This is a genomic window from Pseudomonas sp. RGM2987, from assembly GCF_022952855.1.
Taxonomy (GTDB): domain Bacteria; phylum Pseudomonadota; class Gammaproteobacteria; order Pseudomonadales; family Pseudomonadaceae; genus Aquipseudomonas.
On sequence record NZ_JALJDX010000124.1, the window covers coordinates 1 to 17,294 of the forward strand.

Annotated in this window: 18 protein-coding genes; 7 read left to right on the forward strand and 11 right to left on the reverse strand. The window is 61.6% G+C overall.

Going from position 1 to position 17,294, the window contains the following annotated elements; genetic code table 11:
* Positions 1-72: 72 nt before the first annotated feature.
* Positions 73-705: a TetR family transcriptional regulator gene (locus RGM2987_RS03295; RefSeq protein ID WP_245138690.1), complete on the reverse strand. Its 633-nt coding sequence runs from the start codon at positions 703-705 to the stop codon at positions 73-75.
* A gap of 155 nt (positions 706-860) precedes the next feature.
* Positions 861-1,370: a hypothetical protein gene (locus tag RGM2987_RS03300; protein WP_245138691.1), complete on the reverse strand. Its 510-nt coding sequence runs from the start codon at positions 1,368-1,370 to the stop codon at positions 861-863.
* A 387-nt stretch (positions 1,371-1,757) separates the two neighbouring features.
* Here RGM2987_RS03300 and RGM2987_RS03305 point away from each other — a divergent pair, with 387 nt between their 5' ends.
* A complete protein-coding gene (locus tag RGM2987_RS03305; RefSeq protein ID WP_245138692.1) occupies positions 1,758-3,833 on the forward strand; it encodes an AsmA family protein in 2,076 nt (691 codons plus the stop codon).
* Positions 3,834-3,966: 133 nt separating this feature from the next.
* Here the strand turns inward: RGM2987_RS03305 and RGM2987_RS03310 are convergent, their stop codons facing one another.
* Together RGM2987_RS03310 and RGM2987_RS03315 are read right to left on the reverse strand one after the other, a co-directional pair.
* A complete protein-coding gene (locus RGM2987_RS03310; protein WP_245138693.1) occupies positions 3,967-4,497 on the reverse strand; it encodes a ferritin-like domain-containing protein in 531 nt (176 codons plus the stop codon).
* 128 nt (positions 4,498-4,625) lie between these two features.
* Complete coding sequence (locus RGM2987_RS03315) at positions 4,626-5,519, reverse strand: LysR substrate-binding domain-containing protein (RefSeq protein ID WP_245138694.1); 894 nt, start codon at positions 5,517-5,519, stop codon at positions 4,626-4,628.
* 131 nt (positions 5,520-5,650) lie between these two features.
* Here RGM2987_RS03315 and RGM2987_RS03320 point away from each other — a divergent pair, with 131 nt between their 5' ends.
* Complete coding sequence (locus RGM2987_RS03320) at positions 5,651-6,289, forward strand: NAD(P)H-dependent oxidoreductase (protein ID WP_245138695.1); 639 nt, start codon at positions 5,651-5,653, stop codon at positions 6,287-6,289.
* Positions 6,290-6,425: 136 nt separating this feature from the next.
* Positions 6,426-7,316, forward strand: coding sequence for a triacylglycerol lipase (locus tag RGM2987_RS03325; RefSeq protein WP_245138696.1), 891 nt, complete (start codon positions 6,426-6,428; stop codon positions 7,314-7,316).
* A 193-nt stretch (positions 7,317-7,509) separates the two neighbouring features.
* Here the strand turns inward: RGM2987_RS03325 and RGM2987_RS03330 are convergent, their stop codons facing one another.
* Positions 7,510-8,442 carry a transposase gene (locus tag RGM2987_RS03330; RefSeq protein ID WP_245138697.1) on the reverse strand — a complete coding sequence of 311 codons (933 nt, stop codon included), beginning with the start codon at positions 8,440-8,442 and terminating at the stop codon, positions 7,510-7,512.
* Positions 8,443-8,799: 357 nt separating this feature from the next.
* Between RGM2987_RS03330 and RGM2987_RS03335 the strand changes: the two genes are divergently transcribed.
* A complete protein-coding gene (locus RGM2987_RS03335; RefSeq protein ID WP_245138698.1) occupies positions 8,800-9,096 on the forward strand; it encodes a PsiF family protein in 297 nt (98 codons plus the stop codon).
* Between the two features lie 231 nt (positions 9,097-9,327).
* Positions 9,328-10,341, forward strand: coding sequence for a hypothetical protein (locus tag RGM2987_RS03340; protein ID WP_245138699.1), 1,014 nt, complete (start codon positions 9,328-9,330; stop codon positions 10,339-10,341).
* Positions 10,342-10,475: 134 nt separating this feature from the next.
* On the opposite strand, the gene RGM2987_RS03345 is transcribed toward RGM2987_RS03340, so the two are convergent.
* Positions 10,476-11,750: an Hsp70 family protein gene (locus tag RGM2987_RS03345; RefSeq protein ID WP_245138700.1), complete on the reverse strand. Its 1,275-nt coding sequence runs from the start codon at positions 11,748-11,750 to the stop codon at positions 10,476-10,478.
* A 294-nt stretch (positions 11,751-12,044) separates the two neighbouring features.
* Here RGM2987_RS03345 and RGM2987_RS03350 point away from each other — a divergent pair, with 294 nt between their 5' ends.
* Positions 12,045-12,983, forward strand: coding sequence for a DnaJ C-terminal domain-containing protein (locus RGM2987_RS03350; protein ID WP_245138701.1), 939 nt, complete (start codon positions 12,045-12,047; stop codon positions 12,981-12,983).
* A gap of 210 nt (positions 12,984-13,193) precedes the next feature.
* Complete coding sequence (locus tag RGM2987_RS03355; protein ID WP_245138702.1) at positions 13,194-13,493, forward strand: chaperone modulator CbpM; 300 nt, start codon at positions 13,194-13,196, stop codon at positions 13,491-13,493.
* 165 nt (positions 13,494-13,658) lie between these two features.
* Here the strand turns inward: RGM2987_RS03355 and ureC are convergent, their stop codons facing one another.
* The 5 genes from ureC to ureA all read right to left on the reverse strand — a co-directional run bounded on the left by ureC (position 13,659) and on the right by ureA (position 17,188).
* Positions 13,659-15,359, reverse strand: a complete 1,701-nt coding sequence (gene ureC / locus RGM2987_RS03360) for an urease subunit alpha (RefSeq protein ID WP_245138703.1) — start codon at positions 15,357-15,359, stop codon at positions 13,659-13,661.
* A gap of 141 nt (positions 15,360-15,500) precedes the next feature.
* Positions 15,501-15,806, reverse strand: a complete 306-nt coding sequence (locus RGM2987_RS03365) for an urease subunit beta (protein ID WP_245138704.1) — start codon at positions 15,804-15,806, stop codon at positions 15,501-15,503.
* On the reverse strand, positions 15,803-16,336 hold the full coding sequence (locus tag RGM2987_RS03370; RefSeq protein WP_245138705.1) for a GNAT family N-acetyltransferase: 534 nt from the start codon (positions 16,334-16,336) through the stop codon (positions 15,803-15,805). The genes RGM2987_RS03365 and RGM2987_RS03370 overlap by 4 nt, the downstream gene beginning before the upstream one ends.
* A 6-nt stretch (positions 16,337-16,342) precedes the next feature.
* Positions 16,343-16,876: a GNAT family N-acetyltransferase gene (locus RGM2987_RS03375; RefSeq protein ID WP_245138706.1), complete on the reverse strand. Its 534-nt coding sequence runs from the start codon at positions 16,874-16,876 to the stop codon at positions 16,343-16,345.
* Positions 16,877-16,885: 9 nt separating this feature from the next.
* Positions 16,886-17,188 (reverse strand): urease subunit gamma, encoded by a 303-nt coding sequence (gene ureA / locus RGM2987_RS03380; protein ID WP_245138707.1) that lies wholly within the window; start codon positions 17,186-17,188, stop codon positions 16,886-16,888.
* Positions 17,189-17,294 lie beyond the last annotated feature (106 nt).

Genomic DNA, 17,294 nt, shown 5'->3' on the forward strand with positions numbered 1-17,294 from the left:
AGGCAATGTTGATGCTGAATGAGAAATCGCTTTCGCGAGCAAGCCCGCTCCCACAAAGACCTGTGTTAGCCGCTACTCGACGCTTCCCAGCCCCTGCCAATGCTTGAGGCCAATAAAGATGAACCGCAGTTGCTGGGTGATCTTCGCCTGGGGCGTGAGGTGTTCCGGCAGGGCTTTGGCGGGAGGGTCGATGATGTCGGGCAGCGTGGCGAACACACTCTTGACGATGAGATCGGCGATCACGCTCAAGCCGGCAAGGTCCAGATGCTGGAGCTTGGGCATCAAGGCCAGGTCAGCGGCCAGATCCGCGCTGATGCCTTCGCGCAGTCGCGCAATCGCCTGGCGTACCGGCAGGGAGCCGCCATATTGTTCACGGGCCAGGAACAGGAACTGTGACCGGTTGGCTTGCACGACATCGAGGAAGATCCGCACCGACGCATCGATGATGCCACCCATGACGAACTCGTTATGGCGCACCAGGCGGATGGTTTCGCGGAAGGTCTGGCCGACTTCGCAGACCAGTGCCAGGCCCAGTTGGTCCATGTCGTCGAAGTGCCGGTAGAACCCGGTGGGTACGATACCTGCCGTCTTGGCAACTTCCCGCAGGCTCAGGCTGCCGAACCCCCGACCGCACTCCATCAGATGACGGGCAGCGTCCATCAGGGCAATTCGGGTCTGTTGCTTCTGTTCAGCGCGGGGCAGCATCGATAGGCTGGCTTCTGGTTCACGGGAGCGATGCACTTTAGCAAATCGGCTTTGCAGGCGTCGAACGGGAGGAGGGGCTAAGCAGGAAAACGAGGCTTCTGAAAAGTCAAAAGCCCGATTGCAGGAATCGGGCTTTTTTCTGGGCCACCATGGGCTCAGCTCGCTGTGCTGTTGCGTTCGATCACACGGTCACCGCCGCCTTCGGCCAGGGCTTCGCCCAGTGGAGTGCGGTCGGAACCATCGGCTGCCAAGGTCTGGCCTTGTGGAGTGCGCTCGGAGCCGTCAGCTGCCAAGGTCTGGCCTTGTGGAGTGCGCTCGGAGCCGTCAGCTGCCAAGGTCTGGCCTTGTGGAGTGCGCTCGGAGCCGTCAGCTGCCAAGGTCTGGCCTTGTGGAGTGCGCTCGGAACCGTCAGCTGCCAGGGTCTGGCCTTGAGGGGTGCGTTCAGAGCCATCGGCTGCCAGGGTCTCACCCAAGCGAGTGCGGTCGGAACCACCTTCAACCAGGCCTTTTTCTTCCAGGCGGTCACGGCCGCCTTCTGCAACAGTCTGGCTGTAGGCAGAATGGCTGTCTTTGGCTTGTGGCGTTGCTTGTTCGGAAGCTGGCAGCGCGAAAGCGGTGGAAGCCAGCAGTGAAAGGGACAGGCTCATCAGTAATTGGCGTTTCATGATCAGTGCTCCTTGGGAGGGCGATAAAGTGGGTACGGAGGCAATGCTACTCTCGATAAGTCGATATAAAAGTTCATAAACGCAATGGTAATAATCAACCGAATTGATTGTTCCGTAGGAAGGCTCTAGATCGGGCCTTTCAGCGGTATCGTTTTGCACGGGAGTGGGTATTTTGTACTCAGTTGTGCCTCGCAAATGTGCGGGGACGGTAACAGGTAGCTGTCGAGTTGGTCAGGATTCAGCGGTGTTTCTATGCCGTTCATCGGCCCTGGGGTTAAACCAGTTGGCCGTTTCGCCAGTCCAATTTCTTACGAACGGGCCGACCACAGGCTCGTCTCTCCAAGCGTCGCGGTCTGGACGCCATTTTTGTCATCAGGAGCCTTGTGCATGACGCGCACCTCAAAAATCCTCGCCTGGAGCCTTGCCAGTCTTTTCGTTCTGCTGGCCGTGCTGGTGGTGGTCATCGCGTTCTTCGACTGGAACCGGATCAAACCCACGCTCAACGCCAAGGTGTCCGAGGAATTGCACCGCCCGTTCGCCATCAACGGCAACCTGGCGGTGGTCTGGCAGCGCGAGCCGGAGGAGGGCGGCTGGCGAGCCTGGTTGCCGTGGCCCCATGTGGTGGCCGAGGACATGAGCCTGGGTAACCCGGACTGGTCGAAAAAACCGCAGATGGCCACGCTCAAGCGTGTCGAACTGCGCATTTCGCCGTTGGCGCTGCTGGCCCGACGGGTGTCGATCCCACGCATTGACCTGACCGAGCCCAACGCCAACCTGCAACGGCTTGCCGATGGGCGCGCCAACTGGACCTTCCGGTTCGACCCGAAGGATCCCGACGCCGAGCCCTCCAGTTGGGTCGTGGACATTGGCGCGATCGGCTTTGACAAAGGTCACGTCACCCTGGACGACCAGACGCTCAAGACCCGGCTCGACCTGATGATCGACCCGTTGGGCAAACCCATTCCCTTCAGCGACATTGTCGGTGACAAGGCCGCGAAGAAAGTCCAGGACCAGGGCGCGGCCCCTCAGGACTACGCATTCGCCTTCAAGGTCAACGGCCAGTATCACGGGCAGGACCTGAGCGGCTCCGGCAAGGTCGGCGGGTTGCTGGCGTTGCAGGACGCGGCCCGGCCTTTTCCGTTGCAGGCCCAGGCCCGGATCGCCGAGACCCGTATTGAGCTGGCCGGTACCCTCACCGATCCAATGAACCTCGGTGCCCTGGACCTGCGCTTGAAACTGGCCGGCAAGAGCCTGGCGCACCTGTACCCGCTCACCGGCGTGACCTTGCCGGATTCTCCGCCCTATGCCACCGATGGCCGCCTGATCGCCAAGCTCCACGAGCCGACGGGGGCGTTGTTTCGCTATGAAGGGTTCAACGGCAAGATCGGCGACAGCGACATTCATGGCGACCTGACCTATGCCGCCAGCCAGCCCCGGCCGAAACTCAGCGGTGCGCTGGTCTCCAATCAACTGCTGTTCAGCGACCTGGCGCCGCTGATCGGCGCGGACTCCAGCGCTGAGCAAAAAGCCCGTGGCGCGGCGAGCAAGCAGCCGAGCGACAAGGTGTTGCCGGTGGAAGAGTTTCGCACCGAGCGCTGGAGCGCGATGGACGCCGATGTGGAATTCACCGGTAAACGCATCGTCCATAGCGAGCAGTTACCCTTCACGGATCTTTACACCCACCTGGTGCTCAACGACGGTCAGTTGAGCCTCGAACCCCTGCGCTTTGGCGTGGCCGGTGGCAAGCTCGATGCGCAGGTTCGCCTCAACGGCCACACCCAGCCCCTGGAGGGCCAGGCCAGGTTGACGGCGCGGGGCTTCAAGCTCAAGCAGCTGTTCCCCGGTTTCGAACCGATGAAAACCAGCTTCGGCGAGTTGAACGGCGATGCCGATATCAGCGGACGCGGCAATTCGGTGGCGGCGCTGCTGGGCACGTCCAACGGCACCCTGAAAATGCTCATCAACGATGGCGCCATCAGTCGCGAACTGATGGAGCTGGCGGGACTGAACGTCGGTAACTATGTGGTGGGGAAAATCTTTGGCGACAAGGAAGTGAAGATCAACTGCGCGGCGGCGGATTTCGACATCAAGACGGGCCTGGCAACCAGCCGCCTGTTCGTGTTCGACACCGAGAACGCGATCATCTACATCGACGGCACGGCGAACATGGCCACCGAACAACTGGACCTGACCGTGACCCCCGAGTCCAAGGGCTGGCGCCTGATTTCCCTGCGCTCGCCGTTGTACGTGCGGGGCACGTTCGCCAAGCCCGCCGCCGGGGTCAAGGCGGTGCCGCTGATGCTGCGCGGTGCCGGGATGGTGGCCTTGGGGGTGATCGCCGCGCCGGCGGCCGGGTTGTTGGCGCTGGTCGCGCCCAGCGGTGGTGAGCCGAACCAATGCGCGCCGCTGCTGGAGCAGATGAAGGCGGGCAAGGCGCCGGTGACGGTGAAGCCGACGCGTTGATCACTCATGGATGTGTGTTGAGGCAACTGGCCTCTTCGCGAGCAAGCCCGCTCCCACAGATGACCGCGTTCTTCCAGAAGAAACACGGTTGAATGTGGGAGCGGGCTTGCTCGCGAAGGGGGCCACGGAGATCTCAGAGATCAGCGAGGATATCGGCCATATCATCGGCATGCTCTTCTTCCTGAGCCAGGATGTCTTCGAAGATGCGCCGGGTGGTCGGGTCTTTTTCACCGATGTACTGGATGATTTCCCGGTAGCTGTCGATGGCGATCCGTTCGGCCACCAGGTCTTCGTAGACCATTTCCTTGAGGGTATTGCCCGCCACGTATTGCGCGTGGGAATGCCGGGTCAACAGGTCGGGATTGAATTCCGGCTCGCCGCCCAGTTGCACGATGCGTTCGGCCAGTTTGTCGGCGTGTTCGGCTTCCTGGTTCGCGTGTTCGAGGAACTCTCCGGCCGCCACACCGGCCTTGAGGCCGGTCGCCATGAAATAGTGGCGCTTGTAGCGCAGCACGCACACCAGTTCAGTGGCCAGCGCTTCGTTGAGCAGGCGGATGACTTCCTGTCGGTCGGCACCGTAGCCCTCGGTCACCGCGCCGTTCTGCACGTTCTGCCGCGCGCGTTCGCGCAGGGTGGTTACATCGGTCAAGTGCATGTCGTTCATCTCGTTCTCCTGGAGGCTGATCCGGTTGAGGTGTCGCGCTCTGCTGGCGCGATCGCTCTAAATCTGAGTGACATGTGCCTGGAAAAGTTTTACCGGATCTTTCAGCTGCCACCTTACCTGCGCCTCGATCACACGGCGGACAGGCGTGCCTCTTCCTCAAGCCACTGGAAGAACGCGCGCACCGGCGGATGGCGTTCGCGCCCCGGTACGCACAGGGCACTGTAGCCGGCGCCCTTGACCTGGATCTCGGGGCGGTAAGCCACCAGCAAACCGCTGGCGACGCTTTCAGAGACGAGGATGTTGCTGGCCAGCACCAGGCCCTGTCCGGCAATCGCCGCCTGCAAGGCGTAATGCTCCTCGTCGTACTCGCGCACGCACGGTTCTCGGGTAAGCCAGTGCACGCCAGCCTGGGCGCACCAGGCGTCCCAACCGTGGGCATAGAGCTTGGAGTTGTGCCAGTGCACGCTGATCAGTGTCGGTGGCTGCCGTGCCGCCAGGGTCACCTGCCCGGGCGAGCCGTAGACGCCAAAATGTTCGTCGAACAGGCACAGGCCGTAGAGGTTCGGGTAGCTGTCCAGGCTATAGCGCAGCACCAGGTCGACGCTGGCGTCCTGATGCAGGTCGATCACTTCGCAGTGGGTGTCCAGGCGCACATTGATGTTCGGATGCCGCGCATAAAATCGACCCAGGCGCGGCACCAGCCACAGGGCAGCAAACGCCGCGGTGGTGGAGAGAGTCAGGTGCGTGTTGCTGCGTTGCGGGCGCAGGGTCTCGACGCTTTGCGCCACGTCCAGCAAGGCCCCGTGCAGGCTATGAAACAACCGCTGGCCGCCGTCGGTGAGGCGCACCTGGCGCGGCAGGCGTTCGAACAGTTGCACGCCAAGCCAGGTTTCCAGGGCTCGGATCTGATGGGAAACCGCCGTGGGCGTCACCGACAACTCTTCGGCGGCCGCCTTGAAACTGAGCAGGCGCGCGGCGGACTCGAAGGCACGCAAGGCGTTAAGAGGCAGGGCAGAAAACATCGGCGGCGCTCGGTTGTGGATGAGAAAATCTCATCCAGCTTGATGAGTGTTCATTTGCCGGGAAATGCAGTTGGTCATCAATCTGAAGGCTCCAGGCAGTTCTGAGTGTAGTTGAACAACAGGAGCTTCAGATGAGCAATATTCTTGTGATACATGGCAGCCCCCGTGGCGAGCGTTCCCATTCACGGCGTTTGGCCGAGACGTTTCTTTCGGCCTGGCAGGCGGTTCACCCAGGCGTATTGCCGACCCGCCGCGAAGTGGGACGCACGGTGATTGCGCCGGTCAACGAAGCCTTCATCGCCGCCGCGTTCTACCCCGAGCCCCAGGCCCGACCGCTGACCATGCAGGCGGATCTGGCCCTGAGCGACACCCTGGTCGCGGAGCTGCAAGCCCACGACCGACTGGTGATTTCCGCACCCATGCACAACTTCAGCGTGCCCAGCGGCGTGAAGGCCTGGATCGACCAGATCGTGCGGATCGGCCTGACCTTCAATCACAGCCTGGACAATGGCGTATCGCACTACGAGCCGTTGCTGCTGGGCAAGAAGGCCTTGATCGTGACCAGCCGTGGCGACTTTGGCTTCGGCCCCGGCGGCCCGTTGGAGGGCATGAACCACGCCGACACGCTGCTGCGTACGGTCCTGGGTTTTATCGGCATCACCGATGTCACGGTGGTTGCCGCCGAGGGCGAGGAGTCGGCCGAGCGCAGCTTTGCGTTGTCCTGCGCCGAGGCCGAGCAGCGCTTGCTTGAGCTGGCGCGCAGCTTCTGATGAAGGACAGGACGCCTGTTCTGATCACCGCCAGAGGGCTCGTGGCGGGCATGGCCGGGCCGAAGTGACGCAGGTGTCATAGACTGGTCATCATCGATGTCGATGCTGACCACCTCTTGATCACAAGGATGTTGCCATGTCGCAACGCTGCGCCACTCGTTACCCGCTGGTACTGGTCCCGGGCATGCTCGGGTTCATTCGCCTGGTGCTGTACCCGTACTGGTATGGGATCGTCTCGGCATTGCGCCAAGGTGGCGCGGTGTTGGTGGAGGTGAAAGTTTCGCCGCTGCATTCGTCCGAGGTGCGTGGCGAGCAGCTACTGACGCGCATCGAGGAGATCCTGCACCAGACCGGCGCGCAGAAGGTCAACCTGATCGGCCACAGCCAGGGCAGTCTCACTGCCCGCTATGCCGCCGCCAAACGCCCGGACCTGGTGGCCTCCGTCACTTCGGTGGCCGGCACCAATCACGGCTCCGAACTGGCCGATTACCTGCAAACCCATTACCCGGCCGACAGCGCCAGGGGCCGCCTGCTCAGTGCCGTGCTGCGCCTGGTCAACGCCCTGATGAGCCTGCTGGACACCGGCTATCGCGGGCCCCGGCTGCCGGTGGATATCCAGGCCTCCCACGCCTCCCTCACTACGGCCGGGGTGGCGCTGTTCAACCAGCGTTATCCGCAGGGGCTGCCCCAGGACTGGGGGGGACATGGGCCGGAAGAGGTCAATGGCGTGCGCTATTACTCCTGGTCCGGGACCTTGCAGCCGGGCAAGACCGACAAGGGCCGCAACCTGTTCGACGGCACCAACCGCAGTTGCCGGTTGTTCGCTCGCACGTTCGTGCGCGAGGCGGGGCAGTGTGACGGCATGGTCGGGCGGTTCAGCTCGCACCTGGGCACGGTCATTCGCGACGATTATCCGCTGGATCATTTCGACATCGTCAATCAGTCGCTGGGGCTGGTGGGCAAGGGGGCGGAGCCGATCCGGTTGTTTGTCGAGCATGCAGAGCGATTGAAGGCGGCTGGGGTTTAGATCATCCAGGAACACGGCGTAATCGTTCTTCGCGAGCAAGCCCGCTCCCGCAGTCGACCGGGTTCTTCCTGACAAAACCCGGTAACTGTGGGAGCAACTGTCTTGATAGCTTCTTTTAGCCGTCCTTTTCAAAGACAGCTTTGCTCCCACAGCTCAAGTCCGTGTGATTGCCAGAGAAAACACCCTCGCCAAATTAGGCCGCGTGTCCTCTCCATTCAGTGCCGTCACGGATCATCGCATTTAGGCGTATCAGCAAAACACGCATGCATGCGATAAGCGCCACCTTGGCGCATTTGCCTTTCTCCCGTAATGCCCGATACCGGGTGTTGAATTCAGGTTGAAGTCTGATGACTGACCAACAGGCCATGTACAGCGAGCGTCGTGCAGCGAACCTGCCGCCGCTGATATGGCGCCGACCTTCGTGCGTGCCGCTATCGTCGTTGTAGGGGGCAATGCCTGCTAGTGCAGCGATCTGATGCCTGCCAACCTCACCAAGTTCTGGAAGATAGGCCATTAAACTGGCTGCCGTAATGAGACCGATCCCTTTGACCGAGCACAAACGTGTGATCGTTTCGCTGTCCACGCTTTCAGTACTTTGACGGATCAATTTTTCTATCGATTTAATGGCCTTGCACAGGTAGTCGATATGACTGTTCAAGGCTGGTTTGACGGCTTCAGACGAGGCCGTTTTGAGTCTGCGCTTGTCGTCATCCCTCTGCTGAACAAAGTTCTCCCGCTGCTGTACCAATGCGCGCAAATCGTCCTGTTCGACACTTGTGATTCGGCTGTCAGGCGATTTGATGACCGCTGCAAATTGCGCAAGAAGGCGAGCATCTATCGGATCGGTCTTAGCTTTTTGCCCCATCGCTTCGGCAAAGCTCTTGGCTCGACGAGGGTTAATCCGAATGACCTCAAAGCCTGCGGCCTGTAACGCTTTCATGACGCTTCGCTCATAACCACCTGTGGCCTCCAGCAACACGCGGCCGACCTGGTGGAGCAGCAGCCATCCAATCAATCCAGGAAAATCACCTTCAACGTTGGGGCAACTCACCCCAGTCTCTAGCAGATCAACCCGAACCTCGAGACTGCCTTTGGAAACATCAATACCTGCTGGATAGGAAAACATCGCCAAACCCTCTTACACTTAAGGTGAGAGCGCTCTGGCTTGGCCCACGCTTGTAACTGTTCGAGGTGGGCTCGTTCAACTGTTCGGGCTCAATGACCAGAGTGGAGAGGTGAGTGGCAGCGTGGGCTCCCACACGTGCTTTAAGCACTCCGGGCATTCAGCTTGCCACCCACCGCTCTCACTTTCAGTCTAATCGCAGCGCAAGACACAAGCGGGCTTGCTCGCGAAAGCGATCTATCCGGCGCTAAAAAATCCGGCCTTGGGGACAGTCTTTTCCAGCTGAGGAAGGTGTAACAGGGTTTGTCTACACTGCAACACATCGCCGTACCTTTCGGGCGGCAATCAGGAGAAACCCCCATGAAAATGTTGCGTGTCCCGTTGTTGCTGATCGGTTTGCTGGCGTGCTCCCAAGGCTTTGCCGCGACGGCGCAACAAACCAAGATGACCACCTGCAACGCTGACGCCACCGCCAAGGCGCTCAAGGGCGACGAACGCAAAGCGTTCATGAGCAGTTGCCTCAAGACCAAGCCGCCAGAGGTGCGGGGCGGCACGCCGCAGGAGCGCATGAAGACCTGCAACGCCGACGCCACCACCAAGGCGCTCAAGGGTGATGAGCGCAAGGCGTTCATGAGTGATTGCCTGAAGAACAAGTGACGCCTGGGTTCTTGTGGCGCCCGCAGGGGTGCCATCGCGAGCAAGCTCGCTCCCACAGTAGATTCGCATGGTCCTTTCCATTGTGGGAGCGAGCTTGCTCGCGATTAGGGCCTCATAAGCGCTGCAAAAAATCCTGAGCCCTGGCCAAGGTCGGCCGATACAATCTCTAGTGCTGCTGGTGGAAGGCTGGCAGACTGCCAATCCTTTCACGCCGTTCGTTCTTGAGGCTGTATGCCAACGTTTTCTCAGCGTCATGTGTTGTTGGTGATCAGTTGGGTGATCATTTTCGGTGGGTTGTTGCTGGTGCTGCCGCTGCGCCTGTTACCGAGCCTGCTGGCCGGGTTGTTGGTGTTCGAACTGGTCAACATGCTCACGCCCCAGCTGCAACGTTTGATCGAAGGCCGGCGGGCCCGCTGGCTGGCGGTGGCGCTGCTGGGCACGCTGGTGGTCAGTGTGCTGTCGCTGATTTTCGCCGGAGCCATCAGTTTCCTCCTGCACGAAGCAGAAAACCCTGGCGCGTCCCTGGACAAGTTCATGGGCGTGGTCGACCGCGCCCGTGGGCAACTGCCGCCGTTCATCGACGCCTACCTGCCGGCCAGTGCCGCCGAGTTCCGGGTGGCCATCGGCGACTGGATGAGCAAGCACCTCAGTGAGCTGCAACTGGTGGGCAAGGACGCGGCCCATATGTTCGTGACGTTGCTGATCGGTATGGTCCTGGGGGCCATCGTCGCCCTGCAACGCATCCCCGACCTGACCAAGCGCAAACCCCTGGCCGCCGCGCTGTTCGATCGCTTGAACCTGCTGGTCAAGGCGTTTCGCAATATCGTCTTCGCCCAGATCAAGATTTCCCTGCTCAACACCTTCTTCACCGGGATTTTCCTGGCGGTGGTGCTGCCGCTGTTCGGCATCAAGCTGCCGTTGACCAAGACCCTGATCGTGATGACCTTCCTGCTGGGGCTGCTACCGGTCATCGGCAACCTGCTCTCCAATACCCTGATCACCATCGTCGGCCTGTCGCTGTCGATCTGGGTGGCGGTTGCGGCACTGGGTTACCTGATCGTGATCCACAAGCTCGAGTATTTCCTCAATGCGCGGATCGTTGGCGGGCAGATCAGCGCCAAGTCCTGGGAGCTGCTCATGGCGATGCTGGTGTTCGAAGCCGCGTTCGGCTTGCCGGGTGTGGTGGCGGGGCCGATCTATTATGCGTATCTCAAGAGTGAGTTGAAGCAGATCGGGATGGTTTGATCTGACAGTTGTGGCGTCTGATCTGGCGTCTTCGCGAGCAAGCCCGCTCCCACATTTGAACCGTATTCTTCTGAAGAAACTCGGTCAACTGTGGGAGCGGGCTTGCTCGCGAAGGCCGCACCACACAAATCAGCTCAAACCTCAGTCCCATAGCGCTTCATCGCCTCGATCGCCAACCCGCTGCCGATGCTGCCGAAGATGTTGCCTTCCACATGCCGCGCCTTGGGCAGCATGGCCGAGACGCTGTTGCGCAGCGCCGGGATGCCGCTGGAACCACCGGTGAAGAACACCGTGTCGACCTGATCGACGCCGACGTTGGCATCGCCCAGCAATTGCGTGACGCTGGTGCGCACTCGCTCCAGCAGACCGTCGATGGCCGACTCGAACAGCGCCCGGCTCAGGTCCACGCTCAGGCCCGGTTCGATCCGGTCCAGGGCTACGTGGCGCTGGTCGGTGTGGGTCAGCTGGATCTTGGTTTCTTCCACTTCCATCGCCAACCAGTGCCCGGCGCGCTGCTCGATCAACTTGAATAGCCGGTCGATGCCGCCGGTGTCTTCGATGTCGTAGCGCATGCTGCTCAGGGCCAGGGTGGATTTCTGTGAATACACCCCGTTGATGGTGTGCCAGGTCGCCAGGTTCATGTGGTGGCTGGTGGGCATGTAGGCACCGCTCTTCATGCGGCTGCCGTAGCCGAACAACGGCATCAGGCCGGCCAGCGACAGCTGCTTGTCGAAGTCGGTGCCGCCGATGTGCACGCCACCGGTGGCGAGTATGTCGGCGTGGCGGTTGTCGTGGGTGCGGCGCTCGGGCGACAGGCGCACCAGGGAAAAGTCCGACGTACCGCCGCCGATGTCGACGATCAGCACCAGCTCTTCTTTCTCGATGGTCGATTCATAGTCGAACGCCGCCGCGATGGGTTCGTACTGGAACGAGACTTCCTTGAAACCGATGGCGCGGGCCACGTCCGCCAGGGTGTTTTGCGCTTCCTGGTCGGCCAGCTCATCGTCGTCGACGAAAAATACCGGACGGCCCAGCACCACTTCTTCGAACTCCCGACCGGCGGTGGCTTCGGCGCGTTTTTTCAGCTGGCCGATGAACAGCCCCAGCAGATCCTTGAATGGCATTGCCGTGCCCAACACGCTGGTGTCGTGCTTGATCAGCTTGGAACCCAACAAGCTCTTGAGCGAGCGCATCAGCCGGCCTTCGTAGCCTTCCAGGTATTCATGCAGGGCCAGGCGGCCGTACACCGGGCGGCGTTCTTCAAGATTGAAAAAGACCACCGAGGGCAGGGTGATCTTGTCGTCCTCCAGCGCGATCAGCGTTTCCATGCCGGGTCGCAGCCAGCCGACGGTGGAGTTGGACGTGCCGAAGTCGATGCCGCAGGCACGGGCCGGGGATGCGTTTTTCATGTCTTTCGGGTTCCGGGTGAAAAAACGGCCGCGCAGTGTATGCCAGTGCGGCGCGGATTCGAAGGCCGGTGATCTGCTAATTCCTGAACATCGGCCTTGAAAGACGCGGTTTTGTCCCCAAACTTGCTGGCATGGGTCTGGCAGCATAGGGCGGTTACAAGAACCGCCACCGGCTGCCAATAAACTTCTGACGTGCCGCCCGGTCCCAACATTGAGGCCGGTCAACCCGGTGTCCGGTCATCCGGGCATGCTGTGCGTGGCGGTGCGACATCGATAACGGATGGTGATGCTTAGATGGACTTCAAAGACTACTACAAGATCCTGGGTGTCGAGCCGACGGCTGACGACGCCACGATCAAGGCCGCCTATCGAAAACTGGCGCGCAAATATCACCCGGACGTGAGCAAGGAAAAAGACGCCGAGACCAAGTTCAAGGACGTCTCCGAAGCGTACGAAGCGCTCAAGAGCGCTGACAAACGCGCCGAATACGACGACCTGCGCCGCTACGGCCAGCACGGCCAACCGTTCCAGGGCCCGCCGGGCTGGCAGAGCCGCGGGGGTTTTGGCGGCCAGGACACTGGCGACTTTTCGGATTTCTTCAGTTCGATTTTCGGTAATCGCGGGCCGGGTTTCGGCGGTGGACAGTCAGGTCGCAGCGCCGGCCGTCGGGGACAAGACGTGGAATTGGAATTACCGATCTTCCTGGAAGAAACCCTCTCGACCGAGTCGAAAAAAGTCAGCTACCAGGTGCCGCAATACAACGCGGCGGGTCAGCACGTGAGCAACACCAGCAAAAGCCTGAACGTGAAGATCCCGCTGGGCGTGACCGACGGTGAACGTATCCGCCTCAAAGGCCAGGGCGCGCCGGGAATCGGTGGCGGTGGCAATGGCGACTTGTACCTGACCATCCGTTTCGCGCCGCACCCCAAGTTCGACGTCGAGGGCCAGGACCTGATCATCACCCTGCCTCTGGCACCCTGGGAACTGGCGCTGGGCACCGAAGTGGCGGTCCCGACCCTCACCGGCAAGATCAACCTCAAGGTCCCGGCCGGGAGCCAGAACGGCCAGCGCATGCGCGCCAAGGGCCACGGCTTGCGCAACAAGGCCGGTGAGCGTGGCTACCTGTTCGTGCAGCTCAAGGCGGTGATGCCCAAGGCCAGCGACGACACGATCAAGGGCCTGTGGGCGGAGCTGGCGAAGAAAGCCGCGTTCGACCCGCGGGAGAATTTTTGACCGGCTGAATACACAACCTGTGGCGAGGGAGCTTGCTCCCGTTGGGCTGTGAAGCAGCCCCAAAACCATTCAACACGGTGCACCCGGAAAAACCGCTTGGCAGGGTTTTACGACTGCTGCGCAGCCGAACGGGAGCAAGCTCCCTCGCCACGGTCGGATTTGTCACAATCCTGGCTAGACTCGACAGTTGAGCATTGGGAGAAGCAGACCATGAACAACCCGATCATTGAACTGAACCTGAGCGAATTCTGCGAAGCCGCCGCGTTGCAGGATGTCCATGTCATCGAAATCGTCGCCCATGGCATCCTCGAACCCCACGGCGCGGCGCCGAAGGATTGGCGTTTCACCGACTACGAACTGGTCCTGGCCCGCCGCGCCGCCAGGCTGCGCCGCGAGCTGGAACTGGAATGGGAAGGCGTCGCCCTGGCGCTAGACCTGCTGGAGGAAGTGCAGCACCTGCGCAACGAAAACCGCATGCTCAAGCAGCGGTTGGGGCGGTTGGTGGAGTGAAGCGAATCCTTCAGGCAACACGCTGACCTGTGGCGAGGGGATTTATCCCCGCTGGGCTGTGTAGCAGCCCCTGCTTTTCTTACGGTTGCTGCGCAACCGAGCGGGGCGGTGCGACGTTTCGCTAAATCCCCTCGCCACAAGGTCATTTGTCTATCAGCTTTCACCTCAAAACAGAAAATACCGCTGTGCCATCGGCAGCACTTCAGCCGGCTCGCACCACAACAACACCCCATCGGCCTTGACCTGATAGGTCTGCGGGTCGACGTCGATGTCCGGCAGATAGTCATTGTGGATCAGGTCGGTCTTTTGCACATCGCGGCAGCCTTTGACCACGGCGATTTTCTTCTTCAACCCAAGCTGTTGGGGCAGGCCTGCATCGGCGGCGGCCTGGCTGATGAAGGTCAGGCTGGTGGCGTGGCGTGAGCCGCCGAAGCTGGCGAACATCGGCCGGTAATGCACTGGCTGCGGGGTCGGGATCGAGGCGTTGGCGTCGCCCATCAGGCTGGCGGCAATCGCCCCGCCCTTGAGGATCAACGTCGGCTTGACGCCGAAAAACGCCGGGCGCCACAGCACTAGGTCGGCCCATTTGCCGACTTCGATGGAGCCCACTTCATGGCTGATGCCATGGGTGATTGCCGGGTTGATGGTGTACTTGGCGATGTAGCGCTTGATCCGGAAGTTGTCGTTGCCTTCGCCATCGCCGGGCAGGGCACCGCGTTGCTTCTTCATCTTGTCGGCGGTCTGCCAGGTGCGGGTGATGACTTCGCCGACCCGGCCCATGGCCTGGCTGTCGGAGCTGATCATCGAAAATGCGCCGAGGTCATGGAGGATGTCTTCGGCGGCGATGGTCTCGCGACGGATGCGGCTCTCGGCGAACGCCACGTCTTCGGCAATGCTTGGGTCCAGGTGATGGCAGACCATCAGCATGTCCAGGTGTTCGTCGATGGTGTTGCGGGTGAACGGCCGGGTCGGGTTGGTGGAGCTGGGCAGCACGTTGGCGAAGCCGCAGGCCTTGATGATGTCCGGCGCGTGACCGCCACCGGCGCCTTCGGTGTGGTAGGTGTGGATGGTGCGGCCCTTGAACGCGGCCAGGGTGGTTTCGACGAAGCCCGATTCGTTGAGGGTATCGGTGTGGATCGCCACCTGGACGTCGTACTGGTCGGCCACGCTCAGGCAGTTGTCGATGGCCGCCGGCGTGGTGCCCCAGTCTTCGTGCAGCTTCAGGCCGATGGCGCCGGCCTTGACCTGTTCGATCAACGGCTCCGGCAGGCTGGCGTTGCCCTTGCCGGTCAGGCCGATGTTCATTGGAAAGGCATCGGCGGCCTGGAGCATGCGCGCCAGGTGCCATGGCCCGGAGGTGCAAGTGGTGGCGTTGGTCCCGGTGGCCGGCCCCGTGCCGCCGCCGATCATGGTGGTGACGCCGCTCATCAGCGCCTCTTCAATCTGCTGCGGGCAGATGAAGTGGATGTGGGTGTCGATGCCGCCCGCAGTGAGGATCATGCCCTCGCCGGCGATCACTTCAGTGCTGGCGCCGATGGCGATGGTCACATCCGGCTGGATGTCAGGGTTGCCGGCCTTGCCGATGGCCGCAATGCGCCCGTCCTTGAGGCCGACATCGGCCTTGACGATGCCCCAGTGGTCGATGATCAGCGCATTGGTGATCAAGGTGTCCACGACCTCGGCGGCCAGCAGCTGGCTCTGGCCCATGCCATCGCGAATCACCTTGCCGCCGCCGAATTTCACTTCTTCGCCATAGGTGGTGAAGTCTTTTTCCACTTCGATCCACAACTCGGTGTCGGCCAGGCGCACCTTGTCGCCGACGGTGGGGCCGAACATGTCGGCGTAGGCTTGTCTCGAAATCTTCATGTGCTCGCCTTGGAATTCAATTGAGTTTGAGGCTGTTCGCTGTCGCTCACAGTTCGCGAGCAAGCCCGCTCCCACATTGGAATGCGGGCACCTGTGGGAGCGGGCTTGCTCGCGAAAGGGCCAGTGCAGACACCCTATGACTTACAGATCGCCCATCACCCGTCCGGCGAACCCGAACACCCGGCGATGCCCGGCCAGGTCTACCAGCTCCACCTCGCGACTCTGCCCCGGTTCGAAGCGCACGGCGGTGCCGGCCGGGATGTTCAGGCGCATGCCACGGCTGGCGGCGCGGTCGAAGGTCAGGGCGTCATTGGTTTCGAAGAAGTGATAGTGCGAGCCGACCTGGATCGGCCGGTCGCCGCTGTTGGCGACGTTCAGCGTCAGGGTGCGGCGGCCGGCGTTGAGTTCGATCTCGCCGGGCTGGACCTGGTATTGGCCTGGAATCATTGCGGTTGCCCCAAAATCTTGTAGTAGATGGCGGTCGGGGTATAGGTCCCGTCCGGGCTCTGACAGTAGTCCGGCAGTTCGCCAACGCGGGTGTAGCCCAGGGCACGGTAGAACGCTTCGGCTTCGGAACCGGCCTGGGTGTCGAGGTACAGCAGGCCGCGCTTGTGCTGGCGCGCGCCGAGTTCCAGGGCGTTCATCAATTGCTGGCCCAGGCCGCGGCGGCGGGCATCGCCGCGCACCAGCAGCTTCTGCACCTCGGCCCGGTTCAGGCCGTTGGGTTTCTGGCACAGGCCAAGCTGGACGCTGGCCTGGACTTGCTCATCCTTGACCACTACCCACAGCAACAGGCTGCCCTGGTTGAGACTGGCCTGGACCTCGTCGAAGTACGCACGGGCCTGGACCGCGTCGAGATCGGCCATGAAGCCGACGCTGGCGCCGTACCCCACAGCATCGAGCAACAGATCGATCAGGCCCTGGCGATAATGCGCAAAGCTCTCAGCGTGGACTCGACGCAACTGGGCGGCGTTCATCGGGGTTCACTCCTTGTTGACGGCAGGCGCAGGTGCGCCGGGATTGAGGTTCAATTGCATGAAGGTCAGGTCCAGCCAGCGACCGAACTTGGTGCCCACCTGGGGCATTTGCCCGGTGGTGACGAAACCGGCCCGCTCGTGCAGGCGAATCGAGGCCGCGTTGCCGCTTTCTATGGCGGCCACCATGACGTGTTTGTCGCAGCTTCTGGCGCGCTCGATCAGCGTGCTCATCAGCTGCGGGCCGAGGCCATTGCCGCGCTGGTCATTACGCACGTACACCGAGTGCTCGACGGTGTGGCGGAAGCCGTCGAAGGGCCGCCAGTCGCCGAATGAAGCGTAGCCGAGGACGTTTTCGGCGGCATCGACCACCACCAATACCGGATAGCCCTGGGCTTGCCGGGCGCTGAACCAGGCCTGGCGATTGCCCAGGTCCACGGCCTGCTCGTTCCAGATCGCTGTGGTATTGAGTACGGCGTCGTTGTAGATATCGCGGATCGCCGGCAGGTCAGTGTGCCGGGCATCACGAACGTGATAAGTCATGGAGCGGCCTCAGGCGATGGGTTGGTGGACGGTGACCAGTTTGGTGCCGTCGGGAAACGTCGCCTCCACTTGGATCTCCGGGATCATTTCCGGGATGCCGTCCATTACCTGTTCGCGGGTCAGCAACGTGGTGCCGTAATGCATCAGCTCGGCCACGGTCTGGCCGTCACGGGCACCTTCGAGCAGGGCCGCGGAAATATAGGCCATGGCCTCCGGGTAATTGAGCTTCAGGCCACGAGCCAGCCGTCGTTCGGCCACGAGGCCGGCGGTGAAGATCAGCAGCTTGTCTTTTTCGCGTGGAGTCAGGTCCATGTGTAGTCCATAAAAGGCAGATAAATAAATTCAGGCTGAATGCAGTTCCCTTGTGGGAGCGGGCTTGCTCGCGAATGCGGACTTACATTCAAGATTTAAGTTGGCT

Coding starts and splice junctions, on each gene's coding strand:
- RGM2987_RS03295 (WP_245138690.1), bottom strand. CDS start 705: ATGCTGCCCCGCGCTGAACAGAAGCAACAGACCCGAATTGCCCTGATG.
- RGM2987_RS03300 (WP_245138691.1), bottom strand. CDS start 1,370: ATGAAACGCCAATTACTGATGAGCCTGTCCCTTTCACTGCTGGCTTCC.
- RGM2987_RS03305 (WP_245138692.1), top strand. CDS start 1,758: ATGACGCGCACCTCAAAAATCCTCGCCTGGAGCCTTGCCAGTCTTTTC.
- RGM2987_RS03310 (WP_245138693.1), bottom strand. CDS start 4,497: ATGAACGACATGCACTTGACCGATGTAACCACCCTGCGCGAACGCGCG.
- RGM2987_RS03315 (WP_245138694.1), bottom strand. CDS start 5,519: ATGTTTTCTGCCCTGCCTCTTAACGCCTTGCGTGCCTTCGAGTCCGCC.
- RGM2987_RS03320 (WP_245138695.1), top strand. CDS start 5,651: ATGAGCAATATTCTTGTGATACATGGCAGCCCCCGTGGCGAGCGTTCC.
- RGM2987_RS03325 (WP_245138696.1), top strand. CDS start 6,426: ATGTCGCAACGCTGCGCCACTCGTTACCCGCTGGTACTGGTCCCGGGC.
- RGM2987_RS03330 (WP_245138697.1), bottom strand. CDS start 8,442: ATGTTTTCCTATCCAGCAGGTATTGATGTTTCCAAAGGCAGTCTCGAG.
- RGM2987_RS03335 (WP_245138698.1), top strand. CDS start 8,800: ATGAAAATGTTGCGTGTCCCGTTGTTGCTGATCGGTTTGCTGGCGTGC.
- RGM2987_RS03340 (WP_245138699.1), top strand. CDS start 9,328: ATGCCAACGTTTTCTCAGCGTCATGTGTTGTTGGTGATCAGTTGGGTG.
- RGM2987_RS03345 (WP_245138700.1), bottom strand. CDS start 11,750: ATGAAAAACGCATCCCCGGCCCGTGCCTGCGGCATCGACTTCGGCACG.
- RGM2987_RS03350 (WP_245138701.1), top strand. CDS start 12,045: ATGGACTTCAAAGACTACTACAAGATCCTGGGTGTCGAGCCGACGGCT.
- RGM2987_RS03355 (WP_245138702.1), top strand. CDS start 13,194: ATGAACAACCCGATCATTGAACTGAACCTGAGCGAATTCTGCGAAGCC.
- ureC (WP_245138703.1), bottom strand. CDS start 15,359: ATGAAGATTTCGAGACAAGCCTACGCCGACATGTTCGGCCCCACCGTC.
- RGM2987_RS03365 (WP_245138704.1), bottom strand. CDS start 15,806: ATGATTCCAGGCCAATACCAGGTCCAGCCCGGCGAGATCGAACTCAAC.
- RGM2987_RS03370 (WP_245138705.1), bottom strand. CDS start 16,336: ATGAACGCCGCCCAGTTGCGTCGAGTCCACGCTGAGAGCTTTGCGCAT.
- RGM2987_RS03375 (WP_245138706.1), bottom strand. CDS start 16,876: ATGACTTATCACGTTCGTGATGCCCGGCACACTGACCTGCCGGCGATC.
- ureA (WP_245138707.1), bottom strand. CDS start 17,188: ATGGACCTGACTCCACGCGAAAAAGACAAGCTGCTGATCTTCACCGCC.